General features: G+C 44.9%; 19 protein-coding genes. All 19 read right to left on the bottom strand.

Going from position 1 to position 22,798, the window contains the following annotated elements; translation table 11 throughout:
* Positions 1 to 12: 12 nt before the first annotated feature.
* Positions 13 to 1,059 (bottom strand): ABC transporter permease, encoded by a 1,047-nt coding sequence (locus JOJ89_RS09745; protein ID WP_029281213.1) that lies wholly within the window; start codon positions 1,057 to 1,059, stop codon positions 13 to 15.
* A complete protein-coding gene (locus JOJ89_RS09740) occupies positions 1,056 to 2,585 on the bottom strand; it encodes an ABC transporter ATP-binding protein (RefSeq protein WP_203290305.1) in 1,530 nt (509 codons plus the stop codon). The genes JOJ89_RS09745 and JOJ89_RS09740 overlap by 4 nt, the downstream gene beginning before the upstream one ends.
* Before the next feature lie 226 nt (positions 2,586 to 2,811).
* Positions 2,812 to 3,858, bottom strand: a complete 1,047-nt coding sequence (locus JOJ89_RS09735; protein ID WP_051827088.1) for a BMP family lipoprotein — start codon at positions 3,856 to 3,858, stop codon at positions 2,812 to 2,814.
* A 96-nt stretch (positions 3,859 to 3,954) separates the two neighbouring features.
* Positions 3,955 to 4,680, bottom strand: a complete 726-nt coding sequence (locus JOJ89_RS09730; protein ID WP_029281218.1) for a GntR family transcriptional regulator — start codon at positions 4,678 to 4,680, stop codon at positions 3,955 to 3,957.
* A gap of 330 nt (positions 4,681 to 5,010) precedes the next feature.
* A complete protein-coding gene (locus JOJ89_RS09725) occupies positions 5,011 to 7,365 on the bottom strand; it encodes a DNA translocase FtsK (RefSeq protein ID WP_029281220.1) in 2,355 nt (784 codons plus the stop codon).
* A gap of 110 nt (positions 7,366 to 7,475) precedes the next feature.
* Entirely contained in the window at positions 7,476 to 7,703 is a 228-nt protein-coding gene (locus tag JOJ89_RS09720; RefSeq protein WP_203290177.1) for a YlzJ-like family protein, read from the bottom strand.
* Positions 7,700 to 8,443: a ClpP family protease gene (locus JOJ89_RS09715; protein WP_029281224.1), complete on the bottom strand. Its 744-nt coding sequence runs from the start codon at positions 8,441 to 8,443 to the stop codon at positions 7,700 to 7,702. Before JOJ89_RS09715 ends, JOJ89_RS09720 begins: the two co-directional genes overlap by 4 nt.
* A gap of 769 nt (positions 8,444 to 9,212) precedes the next feature.
* Positions 9,213 to 10,877 carry a ribonuclease J gene (locus JOJ89_RS09710; RefSeq protein ID WP_029281226.1) on the bottom strand — a complete coding sequence of 555 codons (1,665 nt, stop codon included), beginning with the start codon at positions 10,875 to 10,877 and terminating at the stop codon, positions 9,213 to 9,215.
* Positions 10,878 to 11,032: 155 nt separating this feature from the next.
* On the bottom strand, positions 11,033 to 11,905 hold the full coding sequence (dapA, locus tag JOJ89_RS09705; protein ID WP_029281228.1) for a 4-hydroxy-tetrahydrodipicolinate synthase: 873 nt from the start codon (positions 11,903 to 11,905) through the stop codon (positions 11,033 to 11,035).
* 40 nt (positions 11,906 to 11,945) lie between these two features.
* A complete protein-coding gene (dapG, locus tag JOJ89_RS09700) occupies positions 11,946 to 13,160 on the bottom strand; it encodes an aspartate kinase (protein ID WP_029281231.1) in 1,215 nt (404 codons plus the stop codon).
* Positions 13,161 to 13,231: 71 nt separating this feature from the next.
* Positions 13,232 to 14,275, bottom strand: a complete 1,044-nt coding sequence (asd, locus tag JOJ89_RS09695) for an aspartate-semialdehyde dehydrogenase (RefSeq protein WP_029281232.1) — start codon at positions 14,273 to 14,275, stop codon at positions 13,232 to 13,234.
* Positions 14,276 to 14,413: 138 nt separating this feature from the next.
* Positions 14,414 to 15,013 (bottom strand): dipicolinate synthase subunit B, encoded by a 600-nt coding sequence (dpaB, locus tag JOJ89_RS09690; protein ID WP_029281234.1) that lies wholly within the window; start codon positions 15,011 to 15,013, stop codon positions 14,414 to 14,416.
* A complete protein-coding gene (dpaA, locus tag JOJ89_RS09685; protein WP_029281236.1) occupies positions 15,010 to 15,912 on the bottom strand; it encodes a dipicolinic acid synthetase subunit A in 903 nt (300 codons plus the stop codon). Before dpaA ends, dpaB begins: the two co-directional genes overlap by 4 nt.
* Positions 15,913 to 16,068: 156 nt before the next feature.
* Positions 16,069 to 16,326, bottom strand: coding sequence for a YlmC/YmxH family sporulation protein (locus JOJ89_RS09680; RefSeq protein ID WP_029281238.1), 258 nt, complete (start codon positions 16,324 to 16,326; stop codon positions 16,069 to 16,071).
* 77 nt (positions 16,327 to 16,403) lie between these two features.
* Positions 16,404 to 17,642 carry a M16 family metallopeptidase gene (locus JOJ89_RS09675; RefSeq protein WP_029281240.1) on the bottom strand — a complete coding sequence of 413 codons (1,239 nt, stop codon included), beginning with the start codon at positions 17,640 to 17,642 and terminating at the stop codon, positions 16,404 to 16,406.
* Between the two features lie 54 nt (positions 17,643 to 17,696).
* Positions 17,697 to 18,656 (bottom strand): polysaccharide deacetylase family protein, encoded by a 960-nt coding sequence (locus JOJ89_RS09670; protein WP_029565628.1) that lies wholly within the window; start codon positions 18,654 to 18,656, stop codon positions 17,697 to 17,699.
* A gap of 500 nt (positions 18,657 to 19,156) precedes the next feature.
* Positions 19,157 to 21,274 (bottom strand): polyribonucleotide nucleotidyltransferase, encoded by a 2,118-nt coding sequence (gene pnp / locus JOJ89_RS09665; RefSeq protein WP_029565627.1) that lies wholly within the window; start codon positions 21,272 to 21,274, stop codon positions 19,157 to 19,159.
* A gap of 174 nt (positions 21,275 to 21,448) precedes the next feature.
* Entirely contained in the window at positions 21,449 to 21,718 is a 270-nt protein-coding gene (gene rpsO, locus JOJ89_RS09660; RefSeq protein ID WP_029281245.1) for a 30S ribosomal protein S15, read from the bottom strand.
* Positions 21,719 to 21,842: 124 nt separating this feature from the next.
* Complete coding sequence (gene ribF / locus JOJ89_RS09655; RefSeq protein WP_029565626.1) at positions 21,843 to 22,793, bottom strand: bifunctional riboflavin kinase/FAD synthetase; 951 nt, start codon at positions 22,791 to 22,793, stop codon at positions 21,843 to 21,845.
* Positions 22,794 to 22,798 lie beyond the last annotated feature (5 nt).

The raw sequence follows: 22,798 nt of genomic DNA, 5'->3' as shown, positions 1-22,798 counted from the left end.
AAGTATGCTCACTTATTTCCCCTCCTTTTTGAAACGCAGCAATATCCAGCGGATAAAGTAGCTTGATGCAACGAACAGGATGATCAATGCAATGACGATCTCAACAAGTTCATATGGAACTCCTGCTTCAGATGGCATATTCAGCGCCCCGACTTTCAGTCCGCCGAAAAGGGCTGCAGCGAAAATGATGCCGATCGCTGTATTTCCTCCAAGAAGCGCAACAGCGATTCCGTCAAATCCTACTCCGGTAAATCCATTTTTCACAGATACATACTGGAACGTTCCAAGTCCTTCCATTGCTCCGGCTATCCCTGCAAATGCACCGGAAATAACCATGGAAAGAATAATGTTTCTGCTGACGTTCATTCCTGCATACTGTGCAGCATCCTGGTTAAAGCCCACAGATCTAAGCTCATAGCCCTTCGTCGTTTTCTCAAGCAGGAACCACATAACAAGAGCACCAATTAATGCAAGGAATATCCCGTAATGCATTCTTGAGTAATCCGTTAGTTCCTGGAATAAAGGCGAGCTGAGTGAAGCAGACGCGAAGATGGTCTCCGACTTATCCCCTTTATCTGATAGAACATACTGAATCAAATGATTCGTTAAATAAAGCGCAATGTAGTTCATCATAATCGTTACGATAACCTCATGCACTTTGAACCGGGCTTTTAACAGACCCGGAATGAATCCCCAAAGCGCCCCTGCAAGAGCCGCAGCGAGTATCGCAAGCGGCAGGTGGATGATCTTCGGCAGCTCAAATGCCACCCCGACCCATACAGCTGCAAACCAGCCTACAATCAGCTGTCCTTCTACTCCGATATTGAAAAGACCTGTACGGAAAGCAAAAGCAACAGCAAGACCTGCCAGAATATAAGGGGTCAGCTGGCGGATTGTTTCGCCGATGTAATACGTTTCGCCGAAAATACCGTTCCATAAAGCTGCGTACCCTGCAACCGGATCATATCCGGTAATAAGCATAATGACTGCACCGCAAATTAGACCAAGCAAAACCGCAATGGCGGGGACAATGATGTTGAAATAGCGAGTTAAATTCATGTTGTGGCACCTGCTTCCCTGCGGCTGCTTCCTGCCATGAGCAATCCAAGTTCCTGTTCAATTGTCTCTTTCGGATTCACAATCGCAACGATTTTCCCTTCATAAATAACGGCAATTTTGTCACTGACGTTCATGATTTCTTCAAGCTCAAATGATAGGAGGAGGACCGCTTTTCCTTTATCCCGCTGCTCAATCAAGCGTCTGTGGATAAATTCAATGGCTCCGACATCAAGTCCCCGAGTCGGCTGTGCAGCGATCAGGAGATCCGGATCTCTGTCAATTTCGCGTCCGATAATCGCCTTTTGCTGATTACCGCCAGAAAGTGAGCGGGCAAGTGTTGAACTGCCGGGTGTTCGCACATCAAATTCCTTAATCAGCTTCTCGGCTTTTTCGTAAATGGCCTTGAAATTCAGAACACCTCTTTTTGAAAAAGGCTTTTGATAATACGTTTGCAGCACCATGTTCTCACCGACAGGGAAATCAAGAACCAGCCCGTGTTTGTGCCTGTCCTGCGGAATATGTCCAACCCCGGCTTCTGTAATTTTTCTCGGCCGCTGATTTCGGATATCTTTTCCGTTCAGCAGAATGGAGCCTGATTCAGAACTCATAAGCCCGGTGATGGATTCGATCAATTCAGACTGGCCGTTTCCGTCGACTCCAGCAATGCCGACAATTTCCCCTGCTCTTACAGACAGATTAAGAGAATCAATAACCGTGACATTCCGGCTGTCTTTCACTGTCAGATTTTCTATTTTCAGAACTTCAGCGGCAGGTTTCGGTTCCGTCTTTTCAGTCGTAAAAAGAACTTCGCGTCCGACCATTAGAGATGCAAGCTCGTTCGGATTTGTCTCACTTACATTGACAGTGCCGATTCCTTCGCCTTTTCTTATGACAGTCACACGGTCACACACTTCCATAATCTCTTTCAGCTTGTGTGTAATCAAGATGATGGATTTGCCTTCTTTTATCAGCGTTTTCATAATGCTGATCAGTTCTTTGATTTCCTGAGGCGTCAAAACGGCCGTCGGTTCATCAAAAATAAGGATTTCCGCACCCCTGTAAAGCGTTTTCAGAATTTCGACACGCTGCTGCATGCCGACAGAGATATCGCTGATTTTAGCAGAAGGGTTAACAGCGAGCCCGTATTTCTCGGAAATGTCTTTCACTTGCTTCTCAGCATCTTTTAAATTTATTTTTCCAGATTGAGTCGGCTCGTTTCCAAGAATAATATTTTCTGTAACAGAAAAATTATTGACAAGCATAAAATGTTGGTGTACCATACCTATTCCCAGATCATTCGCGATATTTGGGTTAGTAATGCTGACTGGTTTGCCTTTTACGCGAATTTCGCCTTTTTCAGGCTGATACAAACCGAACAGTACGTTCATCAGTGTAGATTTACCAGCGCCGTTTTCGCCGAGCAGCGCATGGATTTCGCCCTTTTTCACTTGAAGATTAATGTTATCGTTCGCAACGATTCCCGGAAATTCTTTGCGGATTCCGAGCATTTCAATGACATATTCCAACATGATCACTCCTTTTCCCATGAAGCTCATTGATGATTGTGATGATTGATGTCAGGAATTTATGTTTTCTCTCTATTCATTGACTCCTTTTATTGCTTTAGAAAATCACCAACTAAAAATCTATAAATCTCTCATTCAGCTTATAGACTTTTAGTCAGGCGACTTTACAGGCTAATAAAAAGGCTAGAATATGCCTAGCCTTTTTATCAGAGTTATTGGTTACAGTTTATTCGAATGGTACAGTAATTTCACCGTCGATGATTTTTTGCTTGTACTCATCTACTTTAGCAATGACATCTTCAGAAAGGTTGTCCTGTGTCGGAGCAATTCCTACGCCATTTTCTTTCAGGCCGTATTCAATGATTTCTCCGCCTGGGAAGTCTCCGCCTTTAGCTTTTTCAGCAAGGTCTTTAACAGCAACATCTACGCCTTTAACCATTGATGTAAGTGTTACGTTGAAGCCGTCGCCTTCTCCAAGCTCATGCTGGTCGCGGTCAACACCGATTACCCATACATCTTTATCAGGGCTTTTCGTTTTCAAGTCAACAGCTGCAGTGAAGACGCCGTTTCCTGCTCCGCCCGCTGCATGGTAGATTACGTCAGCGCCCTGGCCGTACATAATTTCAGCAACCTGCTGTCCTTTTGCCGCATCGCTGAATGTACCTGCATACTGTACAATTACTTCTGCATCAGGATTAGCTGCTTTTACGCCTTCAACAAAACCAACTTCAAACTTCTTGATCAGTGAGCCTTCCATACCGCCGACAAATCCGACTTTGTTTGATTTTGTTGAAAGTCCGGCAGCTACACCTACAAGGTATGAGCCTTCATGTTCTTTGAATGTGATGCTTGCCACGTTCGGCTTGTCCACTACACTGTCAACGATTGCAAATTTAGCGTCTTTTTGCTGATCCGCAATTTTTGTAACCGCGTCAGTCATCAAATATCCGATTCCATAAACAAGATCAAATTTTTGTCTGACAAGCTTATTTAAGTTCGTTTCATAATCTGCGTCACTCTGAGACTGTGCATAGTCAAAGCCGCCTTGTCCCTTTTTAAGCCCGTTGTCCTCGCCGTATGACTGAATGCCTTCCCATGCCGACTGGTTGAATGACTTATCATCAACACCGCCTGTATCCGTTACCATCGCAACCGAGAAGCCTTCTTTTTTGTCTTCACCTGCATTGTCTTTTTCTCCAGATGATCCGCATGCACTTAGAAGAGTACCGGCAGCAAGGACAAGTGACATTGTTAAACCAAAGCGTTTTTTCACGTTTTCTTCCCCCTATTATTCATTTAAAATCATTTGCTATAAGAACTTTGAAACACCTTCGACCTTGGAACCACCTCCTTATAGCTGCAAACGTTTTTACAAGCGCTTTCTTACAACATGAAAGCTGAATTGGTCTGCGCGGAAATAATTAAGTGAATACAGCACGGGCTGATCGTTTTCATCGAAATGCATTTGTTTCAGGCAAAGCAGTGCGGTTTCAGGATCACATTCAAGGATTGGGGAAATCTTTTCGTGGTAACCGATCGGTTCAATGTGTGTGACCGCATAAGAAATGTAGCGTCCTGCTTCTTCATCAAGCAGTTCAAACAATGATTCCTGTTCATGTACAAAAGACGCCGGAAGGATATGCCTCGGAATTTTATCCAGGCAATAAACGACCGGTTTTCCATTTGCCGTTCTAACCCGCTCGAGAAGAAAAATGTCATCGCTTGCACGGCATTTAAACCGCTTAACATCGTCCTCTGACGGACTGTTGACTTGTGATGAAAGAAAAATGGTGCCAGGCTGCATATTGGCCTGTTCAATCATTTGAGTCACACTGTTTAATTGTTCTATGCCTGAAGTAAAGAGAGGTTTGGAGTTTATGAAGGTCCCTACACCATGGCGGCGGATAATGACGTTTTCTTCTTCGAGTATGCGGAGCGCTTCTCTGAGGGTCGCGCGGCTTACTCCAAGCTTTTTGGAAAGCTCAAATTCAGAAGGAAGCTTTTCTTTTTCTACGTATGTTCCATTTTCAATATCTTCTTTAATGCGATCTATGACCTGCAAATATAAATGACGGTTATCTGTTTTAATAGTCATACTTAGCCTCCGTCCAATCGTTCCAATTAAGAGATCAGACATCTGATGTTATACCCTTTCTCTAATCGAAAATAATATACCATGTATTTTAAAATAAATAAATAGAAAATTGATAAATTTGTCGAAAAAGAGATAGCACTTTCTCACTAGCTGTATAACATTTATAGAGAAATGCTCACAAATAAGATTCGTTATTTTCTGTTCGTTATTTCCTATTTATGAAGAGAATGCTGTTTTCCGGCTTTCAAAACGCGCTTTTCCGTTTCCATTAACGGCAGTTACATTACGATGATGAGAGCACAAAAAAAGAAAGGCACTGGCTGCCTTTCTTTACGAGCTTACTTCATCATAGTGATCTTTAGAGATCAGGACCTCTCTCGGCTTGCTGCCCTCGTATGGTCCGACAACGCCTCTGTCTTCCATTGCATCAATCAGTCTTGCCGCTCTGGTATAGCCGACACGGAACCGTCTTTGCAGCATGGATACAGAAGCCGTCTGCATTTCAAGAACGAGCTGAACAGCATCGTCATACAGATCATCGTTCACTTCTTCTTTTACTTCCGGTGTCTCAGACGGCATCATTTCTTCCTGGTATTGTGCTCTCTGCTGGGAAATCACGTACGAAACGACTTTCTCCACTTCTTCATCGGACAGAAAAGCACCCTGTACCCTTACAGGCTTGGATGCACCAACCGGAAGGAAGAGCATGTCCCCCCGGCCAAGAAGCTTTTCAGCGCCTCCCATGTCGAGTATTGTGCGTGAATCGGTCTGAGAAGATACGCTGAAGGCAATCCTTGAAGGAATATTTGCTTTAATGACACCGGTGATGACATCCACTGACGGCCGCTGCGTGGCGATAATCAGGTGAATGCCTGCAGCACGCGCCATTTGCGACAGGCGGGTAATGCTGTCCTCCACATCAGATGAGGCAACCATCATCAAATCCGCAAGCTCGTCAACGATGACAACAATATAAGGGAATTCCGGATTTTTCGTCCCTTCTTCAAGGTTTGACCGGCGGATATATTCGTTATATCCTTCAATGTTTCTCGTGCCTGTATGAGAGAACAGCTCATATCTTCTTTCCATTTCGTTTACGACCTTTTTGAGTGCCTGTGATGCCTTTTTCGGGTCTGTCACCACTGGTGCGAGCAGGTGAGGAATACCATTGTAAACGTTAAGCTCGACCATTTTCGGATCAATCATCATCATTTTTACTTCATGCGGTTTCGCTCTCATCAGAATGCTTGTAATAATGCCGTTTATACAGACACTCTTTCCGCTTCCGGTTGATCCGGCAACGAGCAGATGAGGCATTTTGTTCATTTCAGCAAGTACAGCATCTCCTGAAATATCGCGGCCAAGACCCATGAGAAGCTTGGCATCCGGGCGGTCGTTCGCTTTTGATTCAAGCACCTCGCGCAGGGATACCATCGCAATTTCTGAATTGGGGACCTCTATCCCGATGGCGGATTTGCCTGGAATCGGCGCCTCTATGCGGATATCTTTCGCTGCAAGCGCAAGAGCAAGGTCATCACTCAGGTTCACAATTTTGCTTACCTTTACGCCAACATCAGGATAGACTTCGTACTTCGTTACTGCCGGTCCGAGATGAACCTGCGTTACTTTGGCTTTTACCCCGAAGCTTTGAAAGGTTTTTTCCAGCTTACGCGCATTTTCATAGATGTTTTTCTTATCGGTTTGCTGGCTGTTCACCTTCGGCTGCGAAAGCAGGTCAAGGGAAGGAAGTGCGTACGATTTGTTTTCTACCTCCGTGAAGGTAATTGGAGGTCCTGACAATTCTTCTGCAGACTCTGCATCCGGCTTCTTTTTAGGTGTTCTCGTCTGTTCAGGCTTTGCTTCCTCCTGAAAATGTACTGCCGGCTCAGGCTCGCGTTCATCTTTGTCTGCGAAACTTGAGATGATGGGTTCTACATGCACGATTTCTGCTTCTTCTTCCTCAGCATCGTCTTCTTCCTCATGCCTGCGCTGCTTTTTGGCTTTCTTCGGTTTTGCTTCTTCTTGCTGTCTTGCATTTTTTATTGATTGCGGAAGGTTCTTCATGTCCTCCATAAAAGCAATGGCCTGATTTTTCATAAAGCGGAAAAATGGCACGGCTATTTTTCCGAGCGTAGTTCCAAGCGATCTTCCTGTAATCAGGACAATTCCGACAAGAATCAGTATGAACGAAATGATCTTTGAACCTGCTGCTGCAAATAAGTAAAAGGAAGCTGCAAAAAGGATGGCTCCAATCATGCCCCCTCCAAGGTCCGGCGTTCGGATCTGTCCGTTTACTTCCATGAAAAACAGTTCCCATGTGTTTGTTATGACACTGGGAGAAGTAAGTGCTCCCTTTTTGGTGAGCATTTGAAACAGCGTGACATGGCTGAGAAGCAGGATGGCTGCAAGCAGACAGTAAAGTCCGACCATCTGCCTTGAAACCAAATGCGGCCATCTTCTGTTCCACATGATAAAGCCCGCCAGGATCAGCATGCCGATTAAAGCTGCCATAAACCATTCTCCGATGAAAAACCTGAACACATAGACCACTGTCTTGCCTACAAATCCCAGGCTTGATATGGCAATCAGCGCTATCGCAAGGATACCAAGGCCAATCAGCTCAAATTTCAGTGTTTCGCGCCAGTTGTCATTTTTTTTCTTTTGTCTTCTTTTTTGTTTGGCCATTTCATTATCACCTGTGCAGAAAATTTGCCGAAGGCATTCGCCCTCTTGCAAACAAAGAAAGCAGCCAACTGAGGGCTGCGGACATGTTTGTGTAGCTTAAGTATAGCATATTATGGAGAAAACGAGAATGACATCGTAATTTTTTGTCCGGGAGAGTACTGTTCATTTAAATAGTCTTCCGGATTGGTGCTGAGGATACGGACTACTTCATATTCATTTCCTTCTGTCTGTCTCACCTGCATTTGCACGCCGTTGCACTCAACAAAGGAAAATGCTCTGTACTCTTTTGCCTCTGCCGGGAAAATCAGCTCCTCCGGCATAGAAGTATATAGGATCATTGCAGCATCTTCTCCTCTTCCTTGCCTTTATCCTTACCAATCAGTTCATTCAGCTTCATGATCGCCTGGCCGACTCCGCCCACTCCGTCGATCAGCCCGTACTGAACCGCGTCGTTGCCGACTACATTCGTTCCGATGTCACGGGTTAAATTGCCTTTAGAAAACATGAGCTCTTTAAATTTCTCTTCAGTGATATTTGAATGCTTTGTTACAAAATTCACGACCCTGTCCTGCATTTTATCAAGGTACTCAAACGTCTGCGGCACACCGATGACAAGGCCTGTGAGCCTAACGGGATGAATGGTCATCGTTGCGGTTTCTGCTATAAACGAATAATCGCAGGAAACGGCAATTGGTACGCCGATGGAATGGCCTCCGCCAAGGACGATGGATACAGTAGGTTTTGACAGGGAAGCAAGCATCTCAGCGATTGCAAGGCCGGCTTCAACATCCCCTCCAACCGTATTCAGCACAATCAGGAGGCCTTCGATTTTAGGGTTTTGCTCGATTGCAACGATTTGCGGAATAACGTGCTCATATTTTGTTGTTTTGTTTTGCGGCGGCAGCTGAATGTGGCCTTCAATCTGTCCGATAATGGTGAGGCAGTGTATTCTTGAGTCCTGTGAGAGCTGAGGAACATTTGTTGATCCGAGCTGCTGGATTTTTTCGACAAGGCTTGGTTCTTTTCCGTCCTGTTTATCCGGATTTTGTTCGGAATTTTCCTGTATGTAGCGGTTCATCTGCATTCTTCCTTCCTGTTATGAATGCTTTTATTATGAGCAGGAAGAGGGAAAAACATTCTTCGGTAAAGCGGAAGCGGTGTTTTGAATGTTTATAGTTTTATCTTGTGAAAGGTGATTTATCGTTAATACCCGTTTCTTTCGGCACCAGGGTGAAAGAAATTTCAAATCGTACCCGTTCCCTTGCGCTCCAGTCACTTGCTTTCCGCGGGGAGCGCCGGAAGCTTCCTCGCTGCGCTTGCGGGATCTTCCGTGCGCTCTTCATCCCGCAGGAGTCAAGTGCCTTCCGCTTCAGTCCACTGGAGTTTTCTTCGTTGAGGGCACTTATCAGGAAGTTTAGAACCATCAAACTGAAGGATCCTCAGGTTGAGGGCACTTATCAGGAAGTCTAGAACCATCAAACTGAAGGATTCTCAGGTTGAGGGCACTTATCAGGAAGTCTAGAACCATCAAACTGAAGGATTCTCAGGTTGAGGGCACTTATCCGAATGATTTAAACCATCAAACAGAAGAATTATCAAGTTGAAGGCACTTATCCAGAAAACTCGGTTCTATGGGGAAAGACCAACAAATGATGAACCATTTTAAATAGAAGTGGTTGCTTTCTAGGAAGCTGCATCACACATAGGTCCATGACATTACTAATAAAAGCATTAAATAACCGAATATTTCAGGTGAAAAGTCTTTAACACAGAAAAAATCCGAACTAGTTAATCCCCAGTTCGGATCTTTAAAGTGCTGAAACACTTAAATTTCAGCCTCTTCTTTATTAAACTTCCATAATAATCGGCAAAATCATCGGTCTGCGCTTCGTTTGTTCGAAGAGGAAGCGGTTCAGTGATTCGCGGATGTTGAGCTTGAGGGCTGACCATTCGATGCCTGTGCCCTGCATGCTTTTTTCAACGATTTCCGTTACCATGCCTGATGCTTTTTGGATCAGCTCTTCTGATTCTCTTACGTAGACGAAGCCTCTTGAGATGATCTCAGGTCCTGATATCATCGTTTTTTTGCTTCTGTCCAGCGTAACGACGACAATCAGGATGCCGTCCTGTGAAAGAAGTCTCCGGTCTCTGAGAACGATGTTTCCAATGTCTCCGACACCTAAGCCGTCAATCAGAACGTTCCCTGCAGGAACCTTCGAAACAGATTTCGCTTTATGTTCACTGAATTCAACTACATCGCCTTTTTCAACAAGAAAGATGTTTTCTTCATCAATCCCTGCAGATACGGCAAGCTTTGCATGAGCTTTCTGCATTTTAAACTCGCCATTAACAGGCATGAAATACTTCGGCTTCATGATGTTCAGCATAAGTTTCAGCTCTTCCTGGCTTCCATGTCCTGATACATGAATCTGTTTTTGGCCGAATACTACGCTTGCGCCTGCCCGGTAAAGCAGGTCGACTGTTTTTGAAAAATGAAGCTCATTACCTGGTACTGGTGTAGCAGAAATAATAACTGTATCATCTGCTTCAATCTTTATTTGTTTATGGGCGCCTTTTGCCATGCGGTTAAGAACCGTTAACGGCTCTCCCTGATGACCTGTTGTAAGGACGGCAACCTCATGCTTAGGATAGGTATCGATCTCTTGGACGGGTATGATGATATTCTCACTTTCGGTGATGTATCCTAATTTTTCTGCCATTTCATAAACATTTTTAATTGAGTTTCCAAGCAGGACAAGCTTTCTGTTATTTTCAGCGGCTGCATGAATGACTTGAACAATCCGGTTGATGTTCGATGCGTAGATGGCAACAATCGTTCTGCCTTTTGCACTGTACATCGCATCAGATATCTCTTGTCCGACACCTGTTTCAGAGGCTGTGAATCCGGGTCTTTCTGCATTTGTGCTGTCTGAAAGAAGACAAAGTACGCCTTCTTCGCCGATCATGGCCATTTTCCCTAAATCAGTGCGTGCATTCAAAACAGGAGTTGTATCAAATTTAAAGTCACCTGTGTGCACGATCGCTCCAAGTGAAGTATGGAAGCAAACACCGACAGAGTCAGGAATGCTGTGTATGGTTCTGAAGAAAGAAACCTTTACTCCTTCAAAATCCAGAACAGTTGATGAATCAACTTCGACATATTCTGCTTTTTGCTTAGGGTTAAGTTCTTTTACTTTCTGGGAAACCAGTGCAAGAGTCAGTTTCGTTCCGTAGACCGGTATGGACAAATGTCTGAGAACATAGAAAACTCCGCCAATATTCTCGTCGTGACCGTGGGTTAAAAAGATGCCCTTTACCCGATCTGCATTTTCCCGCAAGTATGTAATGTCAGGAATGACCATATCAATCCCCAGCATCCCGGCTTCTGGATACATCAATCCAGCGTCGACAATGAAGATGTTATGATCGATTTCAATGACATACAAGTTCTTGCCTATTTCTCCAACTCCGCCTAGGGCAATGATCTTGATGTTTTCTGTCTGTATATTCAATTGGTAATCCTCCCTGAACCCGTCCAATACAACTAATGCCTATTATAACTGAAGAAAGAATTGGAATACAAGGAAATAATCTGACGCGCTGACGAAAACTGCGAAAAGAACCAAAAAAAGACCGAGTCCTTGTTATAGACTCGATCTTCTCATGCTTACTTTAATTTAGACAGCACGGCAATAAGTTCGTTTCTTTCACTTTCAGTCAGCGCCAAAAGCGGAAGTCTGACGGGGCCGACGTCAAGGCCTCTTAGCTGAAGAGCCGTTTTTACAGGAGCAGGGCTAGGCGCTTTGAACAGCTGCTGCATAACCGGCAGCAGTTTTCTGTGAATAGCTCCTGAACGTACTGTTTCACCGCTTCTGAATGCAGAGATCATCTCCTGCATTTCATTTCCGATAATGTGGGACGCAACAGATACGACCCCTCTGCCTCCAATTGCAAGTGCCGGAAGCGTTAAACCGTCATCTCCTGAATATACAGCAAAATCTTCAGGCGTTGATGAAATGATTTCTGCCATTGCTTCAAGATCCCCGCTTGCTTCTTTTACTGCAACGACATTTGGAAGTTCAGCAAGTCTTGCGATCACTGCAGGTGAAATGCTGACAACTGTTCTGCCGGGGACGTTATAGATCATGACAGGAAGTTTTGTGGATGCTGCAATCGTTTTGAAATGCTGATACATCCCTTCCTGGCTTGGTTTATTATAATATGGTGCGACAAGCATAATGGCGTCGGCGCCTGCTGCTTCCGCTTTTTTGGTCAGATCAATGGAATCCTTGGTGTTATTGCTTCCTGTTCCCGCTATAACAGGAACTCTTCCGCCGGCAGCCTGAACGACATGCTTAAGCAGTGCCATTTTTTCCTCAGATGTCAGAGTAGGAGATTCTCCTGTCGTTCCTGCCACAACAAGTGAATCTGACCCATTATTGATCAGGTAATCAACTAGCTGGGTAGTCTTTTGAAAATCAATGTTGCCGTTTTTGTCAAATGGTGTTGCCATGGCTGTTGAAATACTGCCAAAGTCAATCATTGTGCCACTCCTCTTCTTCTTTCTAAGTTTCTGTCTTTTATTCAGAGAGATCAAATGCGCTATGCAGAGCATTGACAGCGCTGATCATATCTTCCTCTTTTACTAATACCCAAATTGTAGTATGACTATCTGCCGACTGGAGAATTTGAATACCTTCTTCCGACAGGGCCGTCACAATTTTCGCTGTTACTCCCGGTACTCCTGCGATGCCTGCTCCAACTGTGGAAACTTTCGCACAGTGGCGTTTAACAGCAGGGTCATATCCCATGCTTTTCAGTATTCTTACTGCGTCATCCGTTACGTCCTCAGAAACCGTATAGATGACTGCACTTGGTGTGATGTTGAAGAAGTCAACGCTGATGCCTGCGCGTGCCATTGCTTTGAATACTTCTGTCTGCACCTCATACTGTCCATCTTTTGCCGTAACGTTCAGCTGCGTCACATTCGGAACGTGGGCAATGCCGGTAATCAACCTCTCTTGAAGATCACTGCCGAGCTTTTCAGAATGATGGGAGGTCACGAGTGTTCCCTGACCGGATGAGTACGTGGAACGGATTCTGATTGGTACTTTCGCCTGCATGGCAATCTCCACCGCTCTTGGATGGATGACCTTAGCACCCTGATAAGCAAGATTGCAGATTTCCGTATATGTGACTGTGGTCAGCGGCTTTGCTGATTCAACAATTCTAGGATCAGCCGTCATAACCCCTTCTACATCTGTAAAAATATCGATGAAATCCGCATCCAAGGCTGCTCCAAGTGCTGCTGCAGATGTGTCGCTTCCGCCTCTGCCGATGGTTGTGATGTCACCGGATTTTGCCGCTCCCTGAAAACCTGCAACGACAACCACATCGTGACGGTCAAGCTCTCTTCTCAGACGTTCGCACTTCATGTCGAGAATTTTTGCATTCGTAAAGTCTTCATTTGTTAAAAAGCCTGCCTGTGCCCCGCTTAAAGCGGCAGCTGCAATGCCTTCTGATTTCAGCATGCTCGTAAATACCACGGAAGAAATCGTTTCCCCGCATGATAGGAGCATATCCTGTTCGCGCTTTGAAATCGATGCACTGCCTCCGTAAAGCAGATTTAAAAGGGAATCCGTTGCATACGGATCACCGTTTCTGCCCATTGCCGAGACGACAACGACCACTTTATACTGCTCTTTTAACGCTTCTCTTATATGATTCAAAGCCATTTTTCGGCCGTGATCGTCTTTTACTGACGTCCCGCCGAATTTTTGTACGATCAATTTCATCCTAACACCCCGACTCTATACGTAAGAGAAGAGAGCAGGCATTATGTACCCTTGCTCTCTCCTGAACCTTCTTATACTAACTTCAGCTGAACAAGGCTTTCTGCAATTTGCACAGAATTCCATGCAGCGCCTTTTAAAAGATTATCAGACACAATCCATAAATGGAAGCCGTTTGCACGGTCCGGATCTTTGCGGATGCGCCCTACAAACACATCATTTTTGCCGACACAATCAGCTGGCATCGGATACAGCTGTGCACTTGGGTCATCCTGAAGCGTTACTCCCGGAGCTTCTTTTAAAAGCTCACGGATGTCAGACACTCCAACAGTATCTGAATCAAGTTCAATATAGACAGATTCAGAGTGTCCTGTTTCAACCGGAATTCTCACACAAGTTGCAGCAATTTCAAGCTCCGGCATATGCATGATCTTCTTTGTTTCGTTCATCATTTTCATTTCTTCAAACGTAAATCCGTTGTCTTCAAATTTATCGATTTGCGGAATCGCATTAAACGCAATCTGAAAATGTTTTTTATCGCCTTTAACAGGAAGGATTTCCGGTGTGAAATCCTTTCCGGAAAGAATCGCCTCTGACTGTGTTTTCAGCTCTTCAATCGCAGCAGCGCCTGATCCTGAAACAGCCTGGTAAGTTGATACGATTACTTTGTTTAATCCGTGGGCTTTTCTCAGCGGCTCAAGCGCAGCAACCATTTGAATCGTTGAGCAGTTCGGATTAGCAATAATGCCTTTGTGTAATTTAAGGTCTTCTTCGTTTACTTCAGGCACAACAAGAGGAACATCTTGAGCCATGCGGAATGCACTCGTATTGTCCACAACGATCGCACCATGCTTCACAGCCTCTGGAGCAAAGATTTTGGAAATGCTTCCGCCAGCGCTGAAAAGAGCAATTTGAACTCCTTCAAATTTTTCGGGAGATGCAGCCTGAACAATATGTTCTTCTCCTCTAAAGAGGACTTTTTTGCCTGCAGACCGTTCTGACGACAGCAGCGTCAGCTTTGATACCGGAAAGTTCCGTTCTTCAAGCGTTTTTAGCATTTGCTGGCCTACAGCCCCTGTTGCACCGAGGACAGCAACGTGATAACCATTTGTACTCATCAATCATAGCCCCTTCCGCGAATATCCGGCGGTTTCCGGAATAACTTCATGTCATATTGTGTATTAGTTTATCATAGACCAGGTGTATACATTATACAACCATGATTTTTCTTGCCTTCTATTCTAGCAGGAAGAGGCTTATTCGTCATCCCGGAATTTTTCAATAATGACCGGCTGAAACTGTGTATGCTCAAGTGCTGCCTCTACTGTTTCCAAAAGCAGATCCATTTTAGCAACAAGCGAATTCGGCTTTTGAAATGGCGCATCCTGGCCGAACGGTATAAAATAAATATTTTTGGCAGCCATCAGCTGCATTAAATTCGCACCGTTCAGTCCAAGACCGTCATTTGTTGAAATGCCGAGAACAACCGGTTTATGGTTTCTGAGAGTTGCTTTTGCTGCCATAAGGACAGGAGATTCTGTCATTGCGTTTGCGAGTTTGCTCATGGAATTGCCTGTAAGCGGTGCGACAACCATACAGTCCAGAGGAATCTTCGGGCCAAGCGGCTCAGCCCCTACAATAGAATCAATGGCTTTGTGGCCAGTAAGCTCCTCGATTTTTTTGATCCACTCGGCTCCTTCGCCGAATCTCGTATTTGTCATTTTCACTGTGTTTGTGACGACCGGCATCACATCCGCTCCCTCGTCAATCAGCCGTTTTATCTGCGGGAAAACAGCGTCATAGGTGCAGTGTGAACCAGTCAGGCCGAATCCGATCCGTTTGCCTTGTACTTTCATGATGATGGCCCCTTTCGTTTAGAAAACTCCTCCAAAAGCAATGATGAGAGGACGTTGGCAACAATCTGACCGGCTGTTTTTGGGGCAACAATCCCCGGAAGTCCCGGTGCAAGCAGTGCTTTAATGCCTCTTTTCTCAGCATATTTAAAATCCGTTCCGCCCGGCTTTGAAGCAAGGTCGATAATCAGCGTGTGTGGAGGCATCTTTGAAATTACTTTTGCCGTAACAATCTGATGGGGAATCGTATTGATGCAAATATCGGCATCTGTTACTTCCTTCTCCAAATCCTCAAGTTTAAAGGACTGCAGCCCCATTTCAATAATCCGTGCAATATGCGACGATTTTCTTGCCCCGACCTTTACTTTAGCCCCCAAAGCTGAAAATGTCCGTGCTACACTCATGCCTACGCGTCCGAGTCCGAGGACCGCAATTTTCGAACCGTGAATGGTAAAATCCGTGTGCTGAATGGCCATCATGATGGTTCCTTCTACGGTGGGAATGGAATTATAAATGGCCACATCATCACGTTCGAACAGCTGAACCAGCTCTCTTTTCGTTTCCTGGATTATTCCGTTTAAGTATGAATTGCTGATGCCGGAATAAATGACGCAGTGAGGAGGCGTCCTTGCAATAAGCTCCTCCGTCAGCACGACTTCTTCATTAGAGAAAATGGTATCGACATGGCCTTCAAGGTTTGTTCCGGGAACAGGCAAAATGATCACATCTATTTCTTCAAACCGCAGTTCGGCAAGCTTAAGCTTTGCGGCACCGGTAAAGCCATGGTCCAGCTGATCAAAACCGATTAAAAACAGTTTTGCATCCAGTTCTGTAAGCTTTCTGATCACCTCAAGCTGCCGGGCATCTCCCCCAATGACTGCTATATTAAGTCCTGTTAACATACGACCCTTTCACCTACTTTTTCGCGATGTCTATATTCAAATAAATAAACTCATAGTGAACTTACTTAAGCATCTTATGTCAAAACGCCATGCAGGGTGATAGTCTTTGAAGCATTAAAACGCATAAAAAAAAAGCGATTGGCACGCCAATCGCTTTTACTCAAGAAGCTTGATCTGATGATCTTCTATGTCCAGAATGATCATATCTGAGCCAATCTTTTTAATGTGGGTCCACGGAACCCTAATTTCGTCACCTTGCTTTCTGAATCCAAACCATTTAACGGACGGAATCACTAGGGCGGTTATTTGGCCGGTTTTTTCATTGATTTCAAGATCGGTCTGCCCCAGAATGCCGAGTCTTTCCGCTCTCTTAACATCGACGATTTCTTTTCCGCTAAGCTCGCTCAGTCTCATGTTCAGGAAGCCTCCTTTTTAACATATATATCCCCGCACACAAAAAAAAGACCTGCTTTGAAGGCAGGTCCGGGAAGTTAACGAAGAGAAGAAGGAAGCTTTCCATCAGGGCTTATAAGCGCAACGGAATACTCATCTGTAAACAGCTGTTTTGCAAGAGCATTTACGTTATCAGCTGTTACTTCATTAATTTTTTCAATCATTTCATCCAAGCTTCTGTGGCGTCCAAGAAGGAGCTCATTTTTGCCGTTTCGGCTCATGCGGCTGTTTGTGCTTTCAAGACTGAGCATGAGGTTGCCCTTCATTTGCTCAACGCTGTTTGTCAGCTCTTTTTGCGTAATGCCGTCTCTTTTAAGGACCTCAAGTGTTTCCTGAATGGTTTCAAACAGGACATCAAGCTGCGCCCGGCCCGTTCCTCCATAAATCGTCAGCATACCATTATCCTGATAGGATGAATGGTATGAGAACACGGAGTATGCGAGGCCTTTTTGCTCTCTTACATCCTGGAAAAGTCTTGAGCTCATGCTGCCTCCAAGAACGTTGTTCAGTACGATCAGGTCATAAATCTTTTCATGTCCGACCTGAAGGCCGTCAAAACCAATGCAAAGGTGAGCCTGCTCTGTATCTTTTTTCCGTGCGAGTTTCTCGGTCATAAAAGCAGGAGCTGAAATTTCGGTTCCTTTTTTGGATGTTTCAAATGACCCGAACTGTTTTTCAACTTCTTTAATGAAGCTCTCAGAAATATTTCCGGCAACAGAAATGACCACATTTTCAGGAGTGTAGTATTGTTCCATATAGTCTCTTAATGTGTCGCTCTCAAACTTAGCAAGGGTTTCTTCCGTTCCGAGAATCGGATATCCCAGGGGATGATTGCCGTAGGTTGCTCTGCTGAGAAGGTCGTGAACGATATCATCAGGCGTATCTTCATACATTTTAATTTCTTCATAAACGACGTTTTTCTCTTTCTTAAGTTCAATCTCATCAAAAGTGGAGTTGAAAAACATGTCAGAAAGCACTTCTAGCGCGAAATCAGAATGCTCATCAAGCACTTTGGCGTAATAGCAAGTGTACTCTTTAGAAGTAAAAGCGTTTACTTGACCGCCGATGCTGTCGAAAGATTCAGCAATTTCACGTGCTGATCTTGTTTTTGTCCCTTTAAAGAACATGTGCTCCAAAAAGTGTGAAATGCCGTTGTTTTTTTCATTTTCATTTCTTGATCCTGTGCCGATCCATACCCCGATTGCAACTGATCTCACATGGGGAATATTTTCGAGCACAACTCTTACGCCGTTTTGGCATGTATATTTTTTTATCAAGCTTGTTCCTCCTATCAATGCTTCCAAGGATCCGCATTATGCACTCCTCTGTCATCATTCAGGTGCCCGAATCCGCTTTTCGTCCATCAGCATCGTTACATTTCCAAAGCTGTAGCCCTTTTGCTTAATGGATGTAATCAGCGTTTCCAGGCTTTTCGAAGAAGATTCTGTCGGGTGCATGAGAATCATAGCCCCATTATGGACTTTTTTCATGACACGTTCAACTAAAACATTTGGCGCAGGCTTTTGCCAGTCAATCGTATCTACGGTCCAAAGGACGGTTTTCATGTTATATTCTGCGGCAGCTGCAATGGTTTCCTGCCTGAAGCTTCCGCTTGGGGGCGCAAACCAGACAGGCTGTTTTCCTGTCTGTCCTTTGATGATTTCATTAGTCCTAGTTATCTGCCTCTTCGTTTCGTCTGAAGTCAGTCTGGCCATATCAGGATGGGAATAGGAATGGTTGCCGATATCATGGCCTCCGTCTGAAAGTTGCGCGACGAGGTCAGGATTCTGTTCAGCCCATCTTCCTTCGAGGAAAAAAGAAGCTTTTACCCCATGCTTTTTTAAAACGCGCAGCATGTCCGGCAAGTATTCATTTCCCCATGCGACGTTAATCAGAAAAGCAACCATGGGCTTTTCAGGATGGCCTCTGTAAATAGGCGCAGGAGGCAGATCGTTCAAGTGAACCCGGGGGCTGACTTGTTTAAAAACAAGAAGCTTTTCATCAAAGACGCCATTTTTTTTCATTTTTTTGTACGAGGCTTCTGCATCTACAGACAGCCCGTTATAGCCCGGTGTAGCTTTCCAGACGGTATGTATGACGGCATCCTGGGCAGGCTTTTCATAGTCTTTCATTTTGGCTGCAATCGTTTCATACAATTCATCCTGCTGCTTTACAGCAGCGACGTTTTCCTGTTTCATCGTCGTCACATAGGCAGACGTAAACGGATTCTGTATGACAGCTGCTGTCAGCAGCATCAGCATGATTATGCCAAGCAATCGGAACCTCTTCATGTATGTCTTCCCCCTTTTTACTAGAAAATATGTATCGGGGGGACGAGGTAGACCAGAAAAGCGGAATCGCTCGTTTAGCTCCGGGAGTCAGATAAGAATCCGGCTAAAAAGTCCGGGTTTGACTTTTTAGCCGGATTTGTTCTGACAGAAGAGCTGAGCGATGGAGCTGGACACCAGAAATGCGTAGCCGACCGTTTAGTCCTGACAGGCAGAAAAGAAATCACCCGAAAAGTCCGGGTTTGACTTTTTGGGGGATTTTGTTCTGACGGAAGGACTGGGAGGCGGAGCTGGACACCACGAAAAGCGGAATCGCCTTGCTCAGCTCCGAAGGACAGAAAAGGATCCGATGAAAAAAGCCGGTTTTGCTTTTTACATCGGAGCCGTTCTGGCCGAGGAGCTAGGCGATGAAGCTGGACACCACGAAAAGCGGAATCGCCTTTTTCGTTCATTAAAGCCAAAAAGCAAAAAGAAGCCAGACTGGATATTCTGGCTTCTACACGTTAAGAATTTTGCTTTTCTTTTTCTTTCTGTTCACGGAGAACGGCTTTTCTTGAAAGGTTGACGCGACCCTGTTTATCAATTTCAGTTACTTTGACAAGCAACTCATCACCGATTTTAACAACATCTTCAACTTTTCCGACGCGCTCTTCTGCAAGTTCAGAAATGTGTACTAAACCGTCTTTGCCATTGAAAATTTCAACGAACGCACCAAATTTTTCAACGCGTTTTACTTTACCCAAGTACAGCTGTCCTACGACTACTTCGCGGACAATGTCTTCAATAATCTGTTTCGCTTTTTGGTTCATTTCTTCGTTTGTTGAAGAGATGAAGACTGTTCCGTCTTGTTCAATGTCAATTTTCACGCCAGTTTCTTCGATGATTTTATTGATTTGTTTTCCGCTTGGTCCAATGACATCACGGATTTTATCAGGATTAATGGCCATCATCAGAATTTTTGGTGCATATGGTGAAAGCTCTGTACGCGGCTCTTTTATTGTTGCAAGCATTGACTCAAGAATCTCCATGCGTCCTTTTTTCGCCTGCAGAAGCGCTTCTTCAAGAATTTCGCGGGAAAGTCCGTCGATTTTAATATCCATTTGAAGAGCGGTAACGCCTTTTGCAGTTCCGGCCACTTTAAAGTCCATGTCGCCTAAATGATCTTCCATGCCCTGAATATCAGTCAGAACAGAATAATGATCTCCTGATTTAACAAGACCCATCGCAATACCTGCTACAGGGGCTTTCAAAGGAACACCGGCATCCATCATGGCAAGCGTGCTTGCACAGATGCTTGCCTGTGAAGTAGAACCGTTTGATTCCAAAACCTCTGATACGAGACGGACTGTATAAGGGAAGTCTTTTTCTGACGGAATAACAGGTTCAAGGGCTCTTTCGCCAAGTGCTCCATGTCCGATTTCCCTGCGTCCGGGACCGCGCATAAATCCGGTTTCCCCTACGCTGAACAGAGGGAAGTTGTAATGATGCATAAAACGCTTCGTCTCTTCAAGGCCAAGACCGTCAAGAATTTGAACGTCTCCAAGTGCACCTAAAGTACAAATGCTGAGAGCCTGCGTCTGTCCGCGTGTAAACAGGCCGGAACCGTGTGTCCGGGATAGCATGCCGACTTCAGAAGAAAGAGGACGGATTTCATCAACCTTACGGCCATCCGGGCGCACTTTGTCTTCTGTGATCAGGCGGCGGACTTCCTGCTTCACTAATTTAGAAAGAATTTCTTTTACCTGTTTTAAAGTGTCAGCTTCAGCTTCCTGCTCTTCGAAGTGTGCAACCACTGTTTTTTTGACTTCATTGATTGCTTCTTCGCGGGCATGCTTCTCCTGCACCTGAATAGCTGAAAGCAGATCTTTCTCAGCCATTTCGCGAATGCCTTTTTCAAGCTCTGCATCAAGTGTGTAAAGCTTTACTTCCGATTTTTCTTTTCCTACAGCTGCAGCGATTTCTTCCTGGAAAGCAATAAGGCGCTTAATCTCATTATGGCCGAACATGATCGCTTCAAGCATGATTTCTTCAGGTACTTCATCCGCACCTGCTTCAACCATGTTGATTGCATCCTTCGTTCCGGCAACAACAAGGTGGATATCACTTTTATCCATTTGCTCAACCGTTGGATTGATTACAAACTGGCTGTCTACACGGCCGACAACGACGCCGGCAATCGGGCCTTCAAACGGAATGTCTGAAACCGTCAGTGCCAGAGAAGATCCGAACATGGCTGCCATTTCAGATGAGCAGTCCTGGTCCACACTCATGACGATGCTGACAACCTGAACTTCATTGCGGAATCCATCTGCAAACAGAGGACGAAGGGGACGGTCAATCAGGCGGCTTGCAAGAATTGCTTTCTCGCTCGGACGTCCTTCTCTTTTAATAAAGCCCCCCGGAATTTTACCGACAGCGTAAAGACGCTCCTCGTAGTTGACAGTCAGCGGGAAAAAGTCGACAGTCTTTGGTTCTTTTGATGCAGTTGCCGTGCTCAGTACGGCAGTATCTCCGTAGCGGATCATGGCCGCTCCATTTGCCTGCTTTGCAAGCTGGCCGACTTCAACAGTCAGTTCTCTGCCTGCCCAGTCAATGGAGAACACTTGTTTATCTTGTCCCATATAAAAATGAACTCCTCTCATCATATGTCACAACATACTGGTATGTATTATTATGAACGATTTAAATTCAACATATCAATGTTATTCCGGTATGTAAATAGGTCACGTGCAAATCCTGGTATTTTTATTTTCGTACACTAAAAAAGCGGGAATTTCTCCCGCTTTTTCAAAAGATTATCGGCGTAGACCAAGCTTGTTGATCAGGTCACGATAACGAGTTACGTCATTATTGCGCAGGTACGTCAAAAGATTACGGCGTTTACCTACCATTTTCAAAAGACCGCGACGTGAGTGGTGGTCTTTCTTGTGAACACGCAAATGTCCGTTAAGATTGTTAATATCCTCAGTTAGGATAGCGATTTGAACCTCTGGAGAACCAGTGTCCGTATCATGCGTTCTGTACTCAGCGATAATTTCATTCTTACGTTCTTGAGTGATTGCCATCCTATTCACCTCCTTCATTTAAAAACCCCAATTACCGAGCAAACGTTGGTGAATCGTTTTGCCAAGCAATGGTTATAAAAGTTACAAGTATTAGAATACTATTATTCGGGCCAGAAGGCAAGCATTAATCTTGCAGTTTCTGAAAAAATTGCTCAGCGGAAGCTTTATCTTTTCCGATCTGCGTAATCAGTTCGTCAATTGAACCGAATTTCTGCTCGCTCCTGATCCGTTTATACCAGAATATAGCTACATTCTTCCCATATATCGAATTATTAAACTCGAAAATATGAACTTCTATGCTGGGCTTGAGTTTTTTATCATCATAAAATGTTGGCTTGTAGCCAATGTTGCAGACTCCGTTAAAGCGTTCCCCGTCGAGTTCGAATTGAACAGCGTATACACCTGTCGGGGGAATGATATAGGCATTGTCAAGCTCGATATTGGCTGTCGGGAAGCCGATTGTTCTACCTCGCTTATCCCCGTGAATAACCGTTCCTTTTACCCTGTGCGGCCTGTTCAGAAGCGCGCAGGCATATTCAACGTCTCCGTTTCTCAGAACCTCCCTGATGAGGGTGGAACTGATTTTTCGGTCGCGGTCTGTCTGCTTGCTGATCACTGTCTGGTCAAAAGCGCTGCGCGAGTGGAACGGCATTGTTTCCATTGTGCCTTTTCCGAGTCTCCCGTAAGAGTAATCAAAGCCGGCTACCACATGTTTCACATTCAGATTGATAATATACTGGTCAATAAACTCCTGCGGCTGCAGAGCGGCAAAAGCTTCTGAAAAATTCACGATAAAAAGATAGTCGATCTGCAGATCCTCGATCAGTTCGATTTTGTCCGAAACTGCCGTAATGGCTTCTACATGCTGCGTATTTTTTCTAAGCACCACCGAAGGATGGGGATCAAACGTCATGACCGCACTTTTCAATCCTTTTTCTTCAGCCAGTTTTCTGGCAGCGGTGATGACTTCCTGATGCCCGCGGTGCACCCCGTCGAAATAGCCAAGGGCCATCGCAAGCGGAGGAAGTTCAGTACTGTTTAAAGAGTGCGGATGTGTCAGTTTAATCGTCTTCACGCCTG

Source organism: Metabacillus sp. cB07, from assembly GCF_016839225.1.
Lineage (GTDB): Bacteria > Bacillota > Bacilli > Bacillales > Bacillaceae > Bacillus_P > Bacillus_P indicus.
Note: the sequence above shows the minus strand (reverse complement) of the source record. Positions and strands in the feature narration are given on the sequence as shown.

Bases quoted from the DNA above. Each gene is read 5' to 3' on its own strand.
- JOJ89_RS09745 (WP_029281213.1), bottom strand. From the start codon at position 1,059: ATGAATTTAACTCGCTATTTCAACATCATTGTCCCCGCCATTGCGGTT.
- JOJ89_RS09730 (WP_029281218.1), bottom strand. From the start codon at position 4,680: ATGACTATTAAAACAGATAACCGTCATTTATATTTGCAGGTCATAGAT.
- JOJ89_RS09725 (WP_029281220.1), bottom strand. From the start codon at position 7,365: ATGGCCAAACAAAAAAGAAGACAAAAGAAAAAAAATGACAACTGGCGC.
- JOJ89_RS09720 (WP_203290177.1), bottom strand. From the start codon at position 7,703: ATGATCCTATATACTTCTATGCCGGAGGAGCTGATTTTCCCGGCAGAG.
- JOJ89_RS09715 (WP_029281224.1), bottom strand. From the start codon at position 8,443: ATGAACCGCTACATACAGGAAAATTCCGAACAAAATCCGGATAAACAG.
- dapG (WP_029281231.1), bottom strand. From the start codon at position 13,160: ATGAAATTGATCGTACAAAAATTCGGCGGGACGTCAGTAAAAGACGAT.
- asd (WP_029281232.1), bottom strand. From the start codon at position 14,275: ATGAGTACAAATGGTTATCACGTTGCTGTCCTCGGTGCAACAGGGGCT.
- dpaB (WP_029281234.1), bottom strand. From the start codon at position 15,013: ATGAAAGTACAAGGCAAACGGATCGGATTCGGCCTGACTGGTTCACAC.
- dpaA (WP_029281236.1), bottom strand. From the start codon at position 15,912: ATGTTAACAGGACTTAATATAGCAGTCATTGGGGGAGATGCCCGGCAG.
- JOJ89_RS09680 (WP_029281238.1), bottom strand. From the start codon at position 16,326: ATGAGACTGAGCGAGCTTAGCGGAAAAGAAATCGTCGATGTTAAGAGA.
- JOJ89_RS09670 (WP_029565628.1), bottom strand. From the start codon at position 18,656: ATGAAGAGGTTCCGATTGCTTGGCATAATCATGCTGATGCTGCTGACA.
- pnp (WP_029565627.1), bottom strand. From the start codon at position 21,274: ATGGGACAAGATAAACAAGTGTTCTCCATTGACTGGGCAGGCAGAGAA.
- rpsO (WP_029281245.1), bottom strand. From the start codon at position 21,718: ATGGCAATCACTCAAGAACGTAAGAATGAAATTATCGCTGAGTACAGA.